This window comes from Streptomyces sp. 1331.2, from assembly GCF_900199205.1.
Lineage (GTDB): Bacteria > Actinomycetota > Actinomycetes > Streptomycetales > Streptomycetaceae > Kitasatospora.
In genome coordinates this window covers 1,560,955-1,577,753 of sequence record NZ_OBMJ01000001.1, presented here as the reverse complement: position 1 = coordinate 1,577,753, position 16,799 = coordinate 1,560,955, and the positions used below count along the sequence as shown (strand labels likewise).

The 16,799-nt window shown below is 75.5% G+C and carries 6 protein-coding genes; 5 read left to right on the top strand and 1 reads right to left on the bottom strand.

The genetic code is table 11. The annotated features are described in order from the left end of the window. Position 1 precedes the first annotated feature (1 nt). The 3 genes from CRP52_RS06685 to CRP52_RS06675 are packed head-to-tail and all read left to right on the top strand — an operon-like array spanning position 2 to position 11,935. Positions 2-799 carry an alpha/beta fold hydrolase gene (locus CRP52_RS06685; RefSeq protein ID WP_179852700.1) on the top strand — a complete coding sequence of 266 codons (798 nt, stop codon included), beginning with the start codon at positions 2-4 and terminating at the stop codon, positions 797-799. Between the two features lie 58 nt (positions 800-857). Then, positions 858-6,773, top strand: a complete 5,916-nt coding sequence (locus CRP52_RS06680; protein WP_097235552.1) for a type I polyketide synthase — start codon at positions 858-860, stop codon at positions 6,771-6,773. An 8-nt stretch (positions 6,774-6,781) separates the two neighbouring features. Further along, positions 6,782-11,935 carry a non-ribosomal peptide synthetase gene (locus tag CRP52_RS06675; protein ID WP_097235551.1) on the top strand — a complete coding sequence of 1,718 codons (5,154 nt, stop codon included), beginning with the start codon at positions 6,782-6,784 and terminating at the stop codon, positions 11,933-11,935. 57 nt (positions 11,936-11,992) lie between these two features. Here CRP52_RS06675 and pstS read toward each other — a convergent pair whose 3' ends face one another. Further along, positions 11,993-13,120, bottom strand: coding sequence for a phosphate ABC transporter substrate-binding protein PstS (gene pstS, locus CRP52_RS06670; RefSeq protein ID WP_097235550.1), 1,128 nt, complete (start codon positions 13,118-13,120; stop codon positions 11,993-11,995). Positions 13,121-13,472: 352 nt separating this feature from the next. Here pstS and CRP52_RS06665 point away from each other — a divergent pair, with 352 nt between their 5' ends. Next, positions 13,473-14,933: an APC family permease gene (locus tag CRP52_RS06665; protein WP_097235549.1), complete on the top strand. Its 1,461-nt coding sequence runs from the start codon at positions 13,473-13,475 to the stop codon at positions 14,931-14,933. Positions 14,934-15,003: 70 nt separating this feature from the next. Next, positions 15,004-16,641, top strand: coding sequence for an amidohydrolase (locus CRP52_RS06660; protein WP_097235548.1), 1,638 nt, complete (start codon positions 15,004-15,006; stop codon positions 16,639-16,641). Positions 16,642-16,799 lie beyond the last annotated feature (158 nt).

Here is a 16,799-nt window from a genome sequence, read left to right as displayed (position 1 = left end):
CGTGATACGCGGCAATCTGCTCAGCCTGCGTGCCGCGGGCCCCAGCGGCGACTCGATCGCCTTCGTCCACCCGGCCGGCGGCAGCGCCGGAGGCTTCCGCAGGCTGTTGCCGCACCTGCCCCCCGGCCCGGGCGTCCTCGCCTTCGAGGCCGATGCGGACGCCCCCGCCGACCGCTGCTCGATCGGCGCCATCGCCGCCGACTACCTCGAAGAACTGGCACCGCAGGCCGACCTGCGCCGGACGGTGCTGGTCGGCTGGTCGCTCGGCGGCGCGGTCGCGGTGGAGATGGCCCGGCTCTCCGAGCAGGCCGGCGCCGCGCCGCGCGCCGTGCTGCTGCTCGACAGCGCGACCCCGGCCGTCCTCGGCGTCCGCCCGCGCCGGCCGGCCGCGGAGATCGCCGCACTGTTCGGCGTCGCGGAACCCGACCTGCCCGCCGACGCCGACGACGCGCAGATCCTCGCGGCCGTCGCCCGGGCCCTGGAGGAGCGCTCCCCGGGAGCCGGGTTCACCCCCGCCGACCTGGAGCCGTACGCGGCCACCTACCGCTGGCACCTGCGCGCCGCCCGCGCCGAGTTCACCGTACGGCCCTGCGCCGCGCCCGTCGTCCTGGTCCGCGCGCTGGACGAGAGCGGCTGGGGCGACGCACCGCAGGACCTCGGCTGGTCCGCGGTGTTCGGGCGTGCCGTCCCGCAGCGCTGGACCCCGGGCACCCACCACACCCTGCTCGACCCCGCGCACGTGGCCGCCGCCGCGGCGCTGATCGAGGACTGCATACCGACCGAGCGGGTCGGCGGCTGAGCCCGACCGCCCGACCATTCCCGCCCCGACTCGGCAGAACCCCAGGAGCCACCCCATCATGTCGCTGACCCCGCCGGACCACCGACCGGACCACGAACCCTACGACGGGCCCGACCACGGGCCCTACCAGGACTCGGACATCGCCGTGGTCGGCATGGCCGGCCGATTCCCCGGCTCGGCCGACCTCGCCGAGTTCTGGCGGCACTGCCTCGACGGCGAGGACCGGGTGACCCGCTGGGAGCCGGGCGCCGGGTCCGGCGGTGCGTCCGGCGGTGCGTCCGGCGCGCGGGTGCCGGCCGGTGGGCTGCTGGCGGACCCGGACCGGTTCGACGCCCCCTTCTTCGGACTCACCCCGCACGAGGCGGAGTTGCTCGACCCGCAGCACCGCGTCTTCCTGGAGGTGGCCTGGCACGCCTTCGAGGACGCCGCCGTCGTCCCGGGCGAGGCCGAGCGGACCGTCTCGGTGTACGCGGCGGCCGCGCCGAGCCGCTACCGGATCTCCGGCCCGGTGGACGGGCTGGACGAGAACGAGCGCTACCGGCGCATGATCGCCAACAGCCCCGACTTCCTGGCCACCCGCGTCGCCTACCTGCTCGACCTGCGCGGCGAGGCGGTCAACGTGCAGACGGCCTGCTCCTCCTCGCTGGTCGCCGTGCACCTGGCGGTGCAGAGCCTGCGCGGCGGCCTGACCGACGTGGCCCTGGCCGGCGGCGTCTCGCTCGACCCGGACCAGGACCTCGGCTACGTGTACCAGGAGGGCATGATCGCCTCCCCGGACGGGCGCTGCCGCCCCTTCGGCGCCGCCGCCAACGGCACCGTGCCCGCCAACGGCGCCGGCGCCGTGGTGCTGCAGCGGCTCGGCGACGCGCTGGCGCAGGGCCGCACCGTGCACGCCGTGATCCGCGCCACCGCGACCAACAACGACGGCCGCGCCAAGAGCAGCTTCATGGCCCCCAACGTCCAGGGACAGGCCGAGCTGATCGCCACCGCGCTCGCCCTGGCCGACGTCCCCGCCGAGACCATCGGGTACTTCGAGGCGCACGGCACCGGCACCCGCCTGGGCGACCCGATCGAGATCGAGGCGGTGCGCCAGGCGTACGAGCTGTTCACCGAGCGGACCGGCTTCTGCGCCCTGGGCTCGCTCAAGGCCAACTTCGGGCACCTCGACCGCGCCGCCGGCGTCGCCGGGCTGATCAAGGCGGTGTGCGCGGTCCGCGAAGGGCTGCTGCCGCCGCTGGCCGGCCACGAAGCCCTCAACCCCGACCTGGACCTGGCCGCCACGCCGTTCCGGATTCCGCAGGCCGCCGAGCGGTGGACCGAGCCGGTGCGCCGCGCCGCGGTCAGCTCCTTCGGCGTCGGTGGCACCAACGCCCATGCCATCGTCGAGAGTTACGCGGCCGAACCGGCCCGCCCGGCGGCCGACCGACCGCTCGCCCTGCCGCTCTGCGCCCCCGACCGGGCCGGGCTCGAACGCCACGCCCGGGCGCTCGCCGACAGCCCCGACCTCGCCGCGGCCGCCCTCGCCGACACCGTGCACACCCTGGCCCGGGGCCGCTTCGCCCACACCGGCGCGCGGACGGTGCTCGTCGCGGCCGACGCCGAGCAGGCCCGCAAGTCGCTGCGCGCGCTGCCGGCGGTCGCGGACCGGCTGTCCGCCGACCGGTACGGCGGTGACGCCCCGGTGGTGTTCAGCTTCCCCGGGCAGGCGGGCCGGGCCGGCGGGCACGCCGCCGACCTCTACCGGGCCCACCCCGTCTTCCGCGCCGAGATCGACCGGTGCGCCGAGGCCCTGGACCTGACCGGGCCGGACCTGCTGGAGCAGCTGCTCGGCCGCGGCAACGGCTACGGCAACGGTGATGGCGAGGGGCCGGCGACCGCGGGCAACCCGTACCAGCCGGCGCTGGTGGCCGTGGAGATCGCCTACGCCCGGCTGCTCGAACACCTCGGCGTGCACGCCGACACGTACCTCGGCAGCAGCCTCGGCGAGTACGCCGCCGCCCACCTGTCCGGAGTCTTCGAGCGCGCCGCGGTGATGCGGCTGCTGCACACCAGGGACACCCTGATGCGCGGCTGCGAGCCGGGCGCGATGCTCACCGCCAACTGCGCACCGCGGGACGTGGCCGAACTGCTGGGCGAGCGCCTGGCCTTGGCCGGACACAACGCGACCGACCGGCTGGTGCTCTCCGGCGGCGTCGCGGAAGTGGAGGCCGCACAGCGGGAGTTGACCGCCCGCGGGATCAACTGCCGGATCCTGCCCGGTGCGATCGCCTTCCACTCGCCGCTGATGGACCCGATCCTGGACGCCTACCGGCAGGCCGTCGCCGCCGCCGACCCGCGACCGGCCCGCGCCGCAATGCCCTCCACCCTGACCGGAACCTGGGCCGAACCGGAGGAGTGGGCGGCCCCCGACTACTGGGTGCGCCACCTGCGCGAGCCGATCCGGTTCGCCTCCGCCGCCGGGTGCCTGCTGGAGGCCGACCGGCTGCGCTTCTGCGAACTCGGCCCCGGCACCGCACTCACGGCACTCGTCTCCCGTGCCGCCGCGGAGGGCACCGGCCGCACGGCCGAGCTCGCGGTCGCTGTCTCGGCCGGCGCCGCCGACGGCTTCGAAGCGCTGGCCACCGCGCTCGGCCGGCTCTGGGCGCTCGGCACCCCGGTCGACTGGGACGCGCTGAACCAGACCGCCGACCGTGCCTTCGTCCGCCTCCCCGGCTACCCCTTCGCCGCACACCGCTACTGGCGGCACGAGCGCACCACCGCCACCGCCCCCGCCGCCGAAGGGCTGCGCGGCGCCGAGGAGTTGAGCCTGCCGGTCGCGCGGATCTCCCCGCGCGGCGCCCTCACCCCGCCGGCCGAGGCACTGCGCGTCGCGCTCCTCGTACCGGCGGCTGCCGCCGGCTCGCCGTCCTCCTCACTGGTTGCCGAACTGGCGGCCCGGATCGAGCGGGCCGGCCACCAGGTCGAGCTGCTGGCGCCCGGAGACTCCCCGCGCTCCCCGGCCCAGCACGTCGTCGACCTCACCCTCGCGGTGGCCGCCACCGGCGTACCCGCCGACCCCGCCGAGCCTGCCGAGCCCGCCGGGCCTGCCGAGCCTGCCGGGCCCGAGGCGCTGGCCGCCTGGCTCGAACGAGGCCTGCTCGCCCCGGCCCGCGCCCTCGCCGCCCACGGCGCCACCGTGCGCTCGGTGCACCTCGTCACCCGGGGCCTGCTCCCGGTCACCGCCGGCGAGCAGCCGGACGCCTCGGCCGCGGCCGTCCTCGGCCTGATCCGCTGCGCCCCGCACGAGCTGCCCGGCGTCTCCGCGCACCTGGTGGACCTGGACCCGGCCCCGGACGCCCGCACCGAAGCGGCCGACGACCTCGACGCGCTCGTGACCGAGATCCTCGCCCCGAGCCCGGAGGACGTCGCCCTGCGCGCCGGCCACCGCTACACCGTGCGCTACGAGCCCGCCCCGGCCGACCGGCCCACGCCGGTCCGGCGCGGCGGCGTCTACCTGCTGCTCGGCGGCAACGGCCGGATCGGCGCCGCCGCCGCCCGGGCGCTGAGCGAGGAGGCCCCCTGCACGCTGGTGCTCGCCGGCCGTACGGTGGGCCGCCCGGCCGCCCCCGAACACGCGGCGATCCTTGCCCAGGTGACCGAACTCGGCTCCACCGTCGAGGAGTTGGTCCTGGACGTCACCGACGCCACCGCCGTCCGGGCCGCCGTCGCCGAGCTCGTCGCGCGGCACGGACGCCTGGACGGGGTGCTGCACCTCGCCGGGCACACCGACACCAGCGAGTTCCGCGAACTGACCGACACCAGCGCGGAGAACGCGCTCGCCATCACCGCCGCCAAGGTCCGCGGCGCGGCGATCCTCGCCGAGGCGCTGCACGGCACGGACTGCGACTTCGTCCTGCTGTACTCCTCGATCTCCACCGTGCTCGGCGGATTCCGGTTCGGCGCGTACGCGGCGGGCAACGCCTACCTGGACGCCCTGGCGGCCCGCCCGCGGCCCGCGGACGGCCCGGTGTGGCGCAGCGTGCGCTGGGACGGCTGGAGCGCCGACGGCACGCCGGGGCCCGACGCGCTGGGCACCGACGCGGGTGTCCGGCTGCTGCGCCGGGCGCTGCGCTCCGACGCCCCGGTGCTGGTGGCCGCCGCCGGAGACCTCGCGGCGCGCCGCCGCCGGGTCGCCGCCGGGCTGGCCGAGGTGGCCGGTGCGGCCGGGACGGGCGCCGCCCTCGACGGCGGATCCGTGCTCGCCGCGGTGGCCGCCACCGTCGCCGAGGTCACCGGTCAGGCCTGCGCCGACCCGGAGCAGAGCCTCGCCGGCCTCGGCGTCGACTCGCTGCAGATGATGCAGATCGCCGCCCGGCTGCGCACCGCCCTGGGCACCGCGGCGTCGCTGGCCGAGATGCTGCGCGCGAGCACGCTCGGCGCGCTCGCCGAGCTCTGCGCCGACGGCACCGCCACCGGCCCGTCCGGCCCGTCCGCCACCGGCCCCGCGACCCCCGCCTTCGAGCCCTCGGACGCGCTCTCCACCATGCAGCAACGCCTCTGGTACCTCTGGCAGTTCGACCCGGACTCGAACCACTACAACGTCCCGTTCGGCTGGCGGCTGCCGCAGCTGGACGAGGCCGGTGCCCGCGCCGCCGTGGCGGCCCTCCTGCAGCGGCACACCGAACTGCGCACCCGGTACCTGCCCGGGCCGGACGGCGCACCGCTGCGCGTCACGGCCCCGGTGGACGCGGTCCCCGTCGACACGGTCGACCTGGGGGCCGACGGGGGCGCGTCCGCGGGCGCGGACGAGGCGGAGCTGGAAGCCGCCTTCCAGCGCGCGGCGCTGCCGTTCGTCCGCCGGCCCTTCGACCTCGAACAGCACGCCGTCCGGGTCCTGATCGCCACCGAGCCCGCAGCCGTACGCGTCCTGCTGGTCTGCCACCACGTCACCATGGACGCCTGGTCGGTGGACATCCTCCGGCGCGACCTCCTCGCCCTGGCCGACGGCACGGCGCCGGAACGACTCGCCCTCCCGCCGGCGGACTACAGCGACTTCGTCGGCTGGGAGCGTTCCCTCGCCGCCGAGGTGCGCGAACGCGACCTCGCCTACTGGCAGGAGGTCATCCGCGGACTCGACCCGTCCGCCCCCGTCGCCGACAGCGCGGCCGAGGGCGTGCCCGGCGAGGCCGCCGCGCTGCGCCGACTGCTGCCCACCGAGCTGACCCGGCAGCTGCGCCGGGTCGCGAGCGAACAGGGCACCACGCTGTACGCGCTGGCGCTCACCGCCGCCTCGGTGGCCCTGGCGGAGTGGTCGGGCCGCGCGGAGGTGGTCGTCGGATCGAACCTCGCCAACCGCGCGCTGCCCGCCTTCGAGTCGGTCGTCGGCATGTTCGTCGACCCGGTGGTGCTGCGGCTGCGCCCGCACGCCGCGGGCGGACGGCTGCGCGACGCCGTCGGCCATGTGCGCGAGGTCTTCCTCGGCGCCCTGGAGCACGCCTCGACCCCGTACCAGGACGTGGTGAACCGCTCCGGGCTCGGCGGCCAGGAGCAGCGCAACCCGCTCTTCTCCGTCGTCGTCACGATGTTCGACGGCGAGCAGCACCCGGCCGGCCCGGACGAGGTGACGTCGCTGCGGCTGCCGCCGCCCGGCGCGGTCAAGTTCGACCTGTGCATCGAGTTCCTGCCCCACCCGGACGGGCTGACCATCCACCTCCTCTACGCGCCCGACCGCTACCTGCGCGCCACCGTCGAACGCTTCACCACGCGGCTGGCCGAGCTGCTGACCGCGCTCGCCGAGGGCCGGGACGACGAACTGCTGCCCGCGCCGCAGACCGCGCCGGTCGCGGACGGCAACCGCTTCGCCCGCCGCTTCGCCCTGGCCGCCGCTCCTGCTGCTGCCCCCGCGGCCCCCGCGACTGCCCCGGCCCCCGCGACCGTCCCCGACCTCGCGACCGCCCCCGCGACCGTCCCCGCCCAGACCTCTTCCGTCTCGTGAGGCACGCCATGACCACCACACCCGACACACTGGCCGCCGTCCTCGCCGCGCGAGCCGCCGAGGCCCCCGACCACCCGGCGCTCACCGACCGGTCGCGCCGGTGGACCTGGGCCGAACTCGACCACCGGGCCCGGCAACTGGCCCGGGCCCTGCGGGAGGCCGGAGTCCGGCCGCGCGACCGCGTCGCCGTGGTCGGCGGCCGGAGCGCCGAGACCGTGCTCGGGCTCCTCGGCATCCTGTACGCGGGCGCCGCCTACTGCGTCGTCGACACCGCGTTCCCGGCCGGGCGCCGCGCCGCAGTGCTCGCCCGACTGCAGCCCGCCGCCGTCGTGGAGGCCGCCCCGGGCGAAACCCCCGGCGGCCTCGACTGCCCGCTCGTCCCGCTCGACGCGCACACCGTGCTGTCCGACGCCCCGGCCGTGGACGGGCCCGCCGAGGTGGATCCGCAGGACCTCGCCTACGTGCTCTTCACCTCCGGCTCCACCGGCACCCCCAAGGGCGTGCAGATCGAGCAGCACTCGGTGCTCAACATGGTGCGTGCCGTCAACGAGTTGGCGCCGTGCCTGAACCGGCCGGTCGGGACCATGGTCGGCAGCCCCGGATTCGACGTCACGGTCTGGGAGGTGTTCAACACCCTCGTCAACGGCGGCACCGTCCACGTCCCCGACGACGAGGTGGTGCGCGACCCGGAACGGCTCTGGGACGAGCTCTGCGAGCGCCGGGTCAACCACGCCTACCTCCCCGCCGGGATGCTGGCGGAGCTGGTCGACATCGCCGAGCAGCGGGCCGCGGGTGGCGAGCGGGTCTCCGGCGGTGACCAGGCCTCCGGCGGTGACCAGGGCGCCCGGGCCTGCGTGCTGGACCGCGTGCTGGTCGGCGTCGAACCGCTGCCCCAGCAGCTGCTCGGCCGACTGGTGGCGGCCGTACCGGGCCTGCGCCTGATCAACGGCTACGGCCCCACCGAGTCCACCGTCGTCGGCGCGATGCACCTGTTCGACCGGGTCGAGGACCCCTGGCGCCGCACGCCCATCGGCCGCGCGGTCGCCGGCATGGCCGTCCACCTGCTCGACGACGAGCTGCGCCCGGTGCCCGCCGGCGAGGTCGGCCAGATCGTCCTCACCGGCGCGGGCCTGGCCCGCGGCTACCTCGACGCGCCGGAGCTCACCGCGGCGGCCTTCGTCCACCTGCGGGACTCCGGCGAACGCGCCTACCTGACCGGCGACTACGGCAGGCTGCTGCCCGACGGGGCCCTGGAGTTCGCCGGCCGCCGCGACAGCCAGCTCAAGATCGACGGGGTCCGGGTCGAACTCGGCGAGACCGAGGCCGTGCTCGGCGCGCACCCCGCGGTGCGCCGCGCCCTGGCGATCGTCACCCCCACCCCCGTCGGCCCACGGCTCGCCGCCGCGATGGAGGTCGAGGATCCCGAAGCCCCCGGCCTCGCCGAGGAGTTGGGCTCCTGGGCCGCCGACCGGCTGCCCGCCGCCGCCCGCCCCACCCGGATCATCCTGACCGCGGCCTTCCCGCTCACCGCGAACGGCAAGGTCGACACCGCAGCCCTGCTCGCCGACCGCTCCCGGCCCACCGCGCTCGGCCCGGCCACCGCCGCCGAGGGCGAGCGCGAGCAGCTGGTCCTCGACGTCTGGCGGGAGGTCCTGGACGCCCCCTGGCTGGGCGTGACGGACCCGTTCCCGGCCGTCGGCGGCGGCTCGCTGGCGGCCATGCACATCGCCTCCCGGCTGCGCCGGCACGGCCTGACCGTCGGCGCGACCGACACCCTGACCGCCGGGACGGTGCGCGAGCTCGCCCGGAGGACCGCCACCGAGCAGCCCACCGACGAGCCCGAGGCACCCAGCAGGGCGACGCAGCCCGGTGCCCGCCTGGGCCGCAAGCCGGCCGCCCGCAGCCAGGAAGGGCTCTGGGCCTGGCGCGAACTGCACCCGGAGAGCTCCGACACCACCGTCGTGCACGCCGTCCGGCTCGACGGTGCGTACGACCGGGACCGCCTGCGGCGCGCCGTGGCCCGGGTCGCCGCCCGGCACGAGGCACTGCGCACCGTCTTCGCCGCCGGCGGGGACGGCCGGCCCGTCCAGCTCGTCCAGCCCGCCCCCGGCGCGGACTCTGCCCCGTCCGGCGCGGACCAGGTCCCGTTCGGCGTCCACGCGGCGGCCGACCGGGACGCGGTGCAGGCCCGGATCGACCACTGGCTGCGCCACCGCTTCGACGTCTCCCGAGCCTGCTGGCACGCCGAGCTGGTCACCGCGCCCGGCACCGCGGCACTCGTCCTGGCCGCCGACCACCTGGTGTTCGACGGCTGGTCGGCGGAGCTCTTCGAGGCCCACCTCGCCGAGGCCTACCAGGACCCCGACGCGGAACCCGCCCTCGCCCCCGGCGCCCACCCCGCCGATGCCGCCGAGGCGCAGCGGCGCCTGCTCGCCGGGCCGCAGGGCACGACGCTGCGTCAGTACTGGTCCCAGGCACTGGACGGCTTCACCGACACGATGCTGCTGCCGGAGCCCTTCACCGCGGGGCCCGCGCCGGCCCGCCGCACCAGCGTGCTGGAGCAGCGCCTGGACGCCACCGCCACCGCCGCGCTGGGCCGGCTCGCGGCCGGGGCGGGCACCACCCGCTTCACCGCCGTCACCGCCGCCTTCAAGGCCTACCTCCACCTGCGCGGCCTGGGCCCGGACAACACCGTGAGCATCGCGGCCTCCACCCGGGACACCTTCGACGCGCACAGCGCCATCGGCTACTTCGTCAACCTCGTGCCGCTGCGCGACCGCGTCCGCGAGGACCAGTCGTTCCCCGCGTACCTGCGCGAGCTGGCCGCCCTGGCCGGCCGGGCGCTCGACCACGCGGCGCTGCCGTTCGAGGAGATCATCCAGTCCCTCGACTTCACCGGCGGCACCCCCGGACCGGCACGCCTCGTCGTCGCGCAGCACGTCGCGCCCGCCGGCCCGCGCACCGCCGCCGGGCTCACCTTCGGCCGCTGGCCGTCGATCCCGAGCAACGCCGTGTACGACCTCGCGCTGTTCGTCGAGGACGGTCACGTGGCCGAGGGTTTCGGGGACGAGGACGAGCGGATCCGGCTGCGCTGGCTGTGCGACCCGGCGCAGTTCCTCGACGGCACCCGCGAACGGCTCGCCGACGGCTTCGCGGCCTTCCTCGCGGCGCTCGCCGAGCACCCCGAACTGCCGCTCGGCGAACTGCCCGCGATGGGCGCCGCCGAGCAGCTGACCGTCCTCGGCGGGCCGGGCCGGCCCCTGCCGCCGCCGGCCCCGCGGGAGACCCTGACCGCCCTGGTCGACGGCCACGCGGCCCGCGACCCGCAGGCCACCGCCGTCATCGACGGGGACCGCCGGCTCGGCTACGCGGAGCTGGTGCGCCGGGCCGAGGCCATCGCGGCCGGACTCGGCGCCGACGCGGACCAGCAGCACCCGGTCGTGGTGGTGCTGGAGAAGTCGGCGGACCTCGTCGCGGGCCTGCTGGCCGTGCTCAAGGCGGGCTCCTGCTATCTCCCGCTGGCCCCCGAGCACGCCGCCACCCGGCTGGCCGACCTCGCCGGCCGCTCCGGCGCCCGGGTCGTGCTGACCCGCGAGGGCTTGCTCGACCCCGCCGAACTGCCGGAGGGGATGTCGCTCGTCCTGGTCGACCGCGTCGCCGACAGCGCCGCCGATGCCGACAGCGCCGCCGGTGCCGCCCGGGTCGCCGACAGCCCCGCGCACGACGCGCTGGCCTACGTGATGCCGACCTCCGGCTCCACCGGCGTCCCCAAGCTCGTCGGCATCCCGCACCACGCCGTCGTGCGGCTCGTCCGCGAGAGCAGCACGCTGCCGCTGGGCCCGCAGGACCGCACCCTGCTGGTGGCCAACTCGTCCTTCGACGCGGCCACCCTCGAAGTCTGGGGCGCACTGGCCAACGGCGGCACGGTCGTGGTGCCGACGGCGCGCGAGCTCAAGGACCCGCTGCTGCTGTGCCGGGCCATCGAGCGCCACCGGATCACCGCGGGCTTCTTCACCGTCACCCTGTTCGCGCGGATGGTGGAGGCCGCACCGCAGGCCCTGGCCGGGATGCGCCACCTGCTGGTCGGCGGCGAGGCGGTTCCGCCCGAGCTGTTCGCCGAGGCCGCCCGCTCGGTGCCGCGCTCCGTCCTGATGAACGGTTACGGCCCCACCGAGAACACCACGTTCTCCTGCTGCCACCGGCTGGACCGGGACCCCGCCGCCGGTCGCTCGGTGCCGATCGGCCGCGCGATCCACGGGTCCACGGCGCACGTCATGGACGAACGGCTCCGGCCGCTGCCGGTCGGGGCCGTCGGCGAGATCGTGGTCGGCGGCCCGGGCCTGGCCGTCGGCTACCTCAACGACCCGGAGCTGACCGCGCAGCGGTTCCCCGCCCACCCCTGGGCGCCCGGTGAGCGGGTCTACCGCACCGGCGACTACGGCCGGGTGCTGCCGGACGGCGCCCTGGAGTACCTGGGCCGCCGGGACAAGCAGCTGAAGATCCGCGGTTTCCGGATCGAGGCCGGCGAGGTCGAGACCGCCCTCGCCGCCCACCCCGCCGTGCGCCACGCCGTCGCCTTCGCCGTGGACTCGCCCACCGGCCGCCAACTCGCGGCCGCCGTCGAGACCGTGGCCGACTCCGCCGTGACGCCCGAGGACCTGCGCGACTGGCTCGGCGGCCGGCTGCCCGGGTACCTGGTGCCCGCCCGGGTGGGCGTCCACCGGGACCTGCCGCTCACCGTCAACGGCAAGGTCGACACCGGCGCACTGGCCCGGCAGCTGCAGGGCGCGGGCCCGACGGGAGCGGGCGGCCGGCGCCCCGCCGAGCGGGCCGGGACGCCCGTCGAGGCGGTGGTCCTCGACGTCCTCGGCGACGTCCTGGCGGCGCAACTCGGCCCCGACGACAACGTGTTCCACCACGGCGCCGACTCCATGGCCGTCCTGGCCCTGTGTGCCCGCCTCGCCAAGCGCCTGGACCGGCCGGTGCCGTCGCACGTCGTCTTCGAGTACCCCACCGCCCGTTCCCTGGCCGCCCGCCTCACCCCGCCGGCCGAGACCCCGAAGGCCTCGCCCGGCTCGCGGACTCCTCAGCCCGAGGACCCACAACGCCGCGCCCTGCTCCGACGGGTGGCCGCCGCCCGGGCGGTGCGAACGCCACGCTGAGCCCCGCGCCCCGGCGCCGCCCCCCGGTGGTGGGGGCCGGCGCCGGGGGTGGGTGGGTCAGGCGAGGGTGGAGACGGCGGTCTTGACCTTGTCGGCGATGGTGGCGGGGAGGGGGACGTAGCCCTTCTCGCCGATGGCCTGCTGGGCGGGGTCGCCGATGGTGTAGGTGAGGAAGGACTTGAGGGTGTCGAGGGTCTCGGCCTTGTTGCCCTTGTCGCAGACGACCTCGTAGGTGACGAGGACGATCGGGTAGGCGTTGTCGGCCTTGGTGCCGTAGTCGAGGGAGAGGGCGAGGTCGCCCTCGGTGCCGACGACGGTGGAGGTGGCGAAGGTGTTGGCGGCGTTGGCGGCGGTGGCCTCGACCGGCTTGGCGGCGCCGGTGCTGATGGCGGCGCTCCTGAGGTTGTTGATCTGGGCGTAGGACAGCTCGGCGTAGCCGATGGAGTTCTTGACCTGCTTGATCTGGGCGGAGAGGCCGGCGCTGCCGTTGGCGGACTGGCCGCCCTTGCCCTTCCACGCCTTGTCCGGGGCCGCGCTCCAGGCGCCGCCGGAGGTCTTGGCGAAGTAGGAGGTCAGGTTGAAGGTGGTGCCGGAGTCGTCCGAGCGGTGGAAGGACTGGATCTCGGCGTCCGGCAGCTTGGCGCCCGGGTTGAGGGCGGCGATGGCCGGGTCGTTCCACTTGGTGATCTGCGAGTCGAAGATCTTGGCGGCGGTCGGGCCGTCCAGGACCAGGTTGTCGACGTTGTCCACGTTGTAGACCAGCGAGACGAGGCCGCCGACCATCGGCAGGTCGATGGCCTTGCCGCCGGAGCAGACCGCCTTGGAGGCTTCGACGTCGGCGGCCTTGAGCACGTAGTCGGTGCCCGCGAAGGCGACCTTGCCCTGGGTGAACTGCTGGACGCCCGCGCCGGAGCCGCCGCCGCTGTAGTTGATCGTGGTGCCGGAGCAGGCGGCGGAGTAGGCCGTCTTCCACTGGTCCATCGCGTTGCCCTGCGCCGTGGAGCCCGCGCCGAGGAGGGTGCCGCCCTTGCCGCAGGCGACCGCGCCGCCGCCGCTCGCGGAACCGCTCGCCGCGGTGTTCCCCGTCTTGTTGTCGTCGCTTCCGCACGCGGTGAGCGACAGGGCGCCGGCCAGCGCCACCGCGCTCAGGGCGAGGGTGGTGGACCGGCGGTTGCGCTGGAGCATCTGTGGGTTCCCTCTCGTCGACACGGTCCCGGTGACCTTCGGCGGAAAGAACGTAGACGTCCCGAATGAACACGGTTCCGGACGACAGGTGAACCCGTGGTGAACCACAGGCGTGCGGTGCGGAAATCATCGGCTTCGCCCTTATGACAACAGCATTGACGTGTGACGGCGGCGCCGGTTTCATGGCTCGCACTTCCGCACGCGCCTCCCCCCTCCGGCGCGCGCGTTCCCCCCACACGTGCACCCCACGAACCACGTGCACCCCCACGACCAAGGCGGTGATCCGTTGGCATCGACGGTGAAGGACCCGGGCAGCGCTCCGAGAACGGACGCGAGCGCCCCCCACGTCGTGATGCGGCAATCCCTCGGCCTGCTGGACGGCGCGGTGATCGCCGCCTCCAGCACGGCCGCCACCAGCAGCATCGGCATCGGCCTGGGCCTGATGGCCGGAGTGGTCGGCCTCCACCTCCCGGCGATCATGCTGCTGGCCTTCCTGCCCGTGCTCGCCATCGCGGGCGGGTACGGACGGCTGAACACCGTGGAACCGGACGCCGGCAGCAGCTATCGGTGGGTCGGACGCACCCTCAGCCCCTGGCTCGGCTTCCTCACCGGCTGGGTCAACACCGTGGGGACCGTCGTCTTCATGGCCTACACCACGACCGTCACCGGCTCCTCGGTCATCCAACTGCTCGACCAGGCCCACCTGCGCAGCATCGCCGGCCTGCGACTGGACGCCGACTCGACCGTCCAGTGCACCCTGCTCGGCCTGGTGGTCCTGATCGGCGCCGCACTGATCGCGGTACGCGGCCTGGACCTGGCGGCCCGACTGCAGAAGGCCCTGCTGGTGTTCGAGTACGCCGTGCTGCTCGGCTTCTGCGGATACGGGCTGTCCGCGGGCGACCAGCCGTTCTCGCTCCAGTGGTACAACCCCTTCGACATCCCCTCCTTCGACGCCGTCGCCCAGGGCATGGTGCTGGCGGTGTTCTGCTACTGGGGCTTCGAGTCGGTGTTCAGCGTCGGCGAGGAGGTCCGCGACCCACGCGACGCCTCCCGCGGCGGCATGCTCGCCCTCGTGGTGATGCTGCTGCTCTTCCTGCTCGCCGGCACCGCCTTCCAACGCGTACTGCCGATGGGCGAGTTGGCCGACAACGGCGCCCACGGGCTGACCTACTTCGGTACCACGCTCGCCCACCAGCCGCTCGCCGCACTGCCGTTGATCGCCCTGATGTTCTCCGCAGTCGCCTCGCTGCAGTCCTCGGTGATCCCCACCGCCCGCGGACTGTACGCGATGGGACGCGACCAGGCACTCGGCCCGGTCTGGACCCGACTGCACCCCCGGCACGCCACCCCCGCCGTCGGCACGCTGCTGATCACCGGCGTCGCCGTCCTGCTCGCCCTCGCCTCGCTGGCCATCCCGACCGTCAACGACCTGATCTCGGCCGCCGTCAACGCGATCGGCATCATCGTCGCCCTCTACTACGCGCTGACCGCCGTCGCGGCCGCCGTCCGCTTCCGCGGCCTGCTGCGCACCCACCCGGCGCAGGGCCTGCGCGCGGTGGTCGGCCCGCTGCTGGGCGCGGCGGCGCTGCTCGTCGTCGGCGGCTACCTGGCCTGGAGCTTCTACGACTCCACCGACCACTTCGAACTCGCCGCCGACAACGGGTGGTTCGAGCTCACCGTGGTGGTGCTGATGGTCGTCACCGGACTCCCGGCGGCGGCCTGGGCCCGCTGGCGGCGCCGCTCGCCGTACTTCCTGGAACGGGCCAGGCCCGTCCCGGAACGGCCCAGGCCCGCCACGGAGCAGGCGGGCTGAGGACGCCCCCCATGCCCAACCCCATTGTGGGACAAGAGATTCACCGGACCCAGGAACGGAGCACCACCCCATGACCGAGGCCGATCTGGTATTCACCGGCGGACCCGTGCACACCGGCGACGCCGCCCGCACGCGGGCGACCTCGCTGGCGGTGATCGGCGAACGGATCGCCGCCGTCGGGCACGACGAGGTCCGGGAGTTGATCGGGCCGCGGACCGAGGTCGTGGACCTCACCGGCAAACTGCTGCTGCCCGGCTTCCAGGACGCGCACATCCACGCGGTGTTCGGCGGCACCGAGTTGGCCGTCTGCGACCTCACCGGCACGGTCGGCGTCGCCGACTACCTGGAACGGATCCGGGCGTACGCCGAGGCCGACCCCGGGCGGGAGTGGATCACCGGCAGCGGATGGTCGATGGAGAGCTTCGGCGGCGGCCTGCCGACCCGCCAGCTGCTCGACTCCGTCGTCCCCGACCGGCCGGTGTACCTCACCAACCGGGACCACCACGGCGCCTGGGCCAACACCCGGGCGCTGGAACTCGCCGGCCTCACCCGGGACACCCCCGACCCGGCCGACGGGCGGATCGAGCGCGAGCCCGACGGCACCCCCAGCGGCATGCTCCAGGAGGGCGCCACCGCGCTCGTCGCCCGGCTGCTGCCGCCGTCCACTGCCGCCGACCGGCTGGAGGGGCTGCTGCGCGCCCAGCGGCTGCTGCACTCGCTCGGCATCACCGGCTGGCAGGACGCCCTGCTCGGCGAGTTCAACGGCCAGCCCGACCCGTCCGACGCCTACCTGGCCGCGGCGCGCTCCGGCGCACTGACCGCCCGGGTGACCGGCGCGCTCTGGTGGCAGCGCGACCGCGGCGCCGAACAGATCCCCGAACTCGTCCGGCGGCGCGCGGAGTCGAGCCACGGACGGTTCCGGGCCGGCTCGGTGAAGATCATGCAGGACGGCATCGCGGAGAACTTCACCGCCGCGATGACCAGCCCCTACCTGGACGGGTGCGGCTGCGCCACCGCCAACTCCGGCCTCAGCTTCGTCGATCCGGCCGCGCTGCGCGGCTACGTCACCGAACTGGACGCGCTCGACTTCCAGGTGCACTTCCACGCGCTCGGCGACCGCGCCGTCCGCGAGGCGCTGGACGCCGTCGAGGCCGCCCGCACCGCCAACGGCCGGCGCGGCGCCCGGCACCACCTCGCCCACCTCCAGGTCGTCCACCCGGACGACCTCGCCCGCTTCGCGCAGCTGGGGGCGATCGCCAACATCCAGCCGCTGTGGGCCGCCCACGAACCGCAGATGGACGAACTGACGATCCCCTTCCTCGGGCCCGAACGCGCCGCCTGGCAGTACCCGTTCGGCGCCCTGCAGCGCGCGGGCGCCACCCTGGCGGCGGGCAGCGACTGGCCGGTGAGCAGCCCGGACCCGCTCGCGGGCCTGCACGTGGCGGTCAACCGGATGGAGCCGGGGGCCACCGACGGCCGGGTCTTCCTGCCCGAGCAGCGGCTCGACCTGGGCTCGGCGATCGCCGCGTACACGGCCGGGTCCGCATACGTCAACGGGCACGACGACGCGGGGGTGCTGGCGGCCGGGCGGCTCGCGGACCTGGTCGTGCTCGACCGGGACATCCTCACCGGGCCGGCGGAGGAGATCGCCGAGGCGCGGGTGCTGCGGACCTACGTGGGCGGGGAGTCGGTGCACGCGGCGGACTGAGCGGGGCGGGTCTCCCGAGCCGGGGTCTCCGGGTTCCCGGGACGGGCCTCCGGTTTCCCGGGACGGGCCTCCGGGCGGGGCCCTCGGGCCGGGACGGCCGCCGGTGGTGCGCGCACGGGGGCGCACCACCGGCGGCCGCGTGCGTCCGCGAGTCGGCC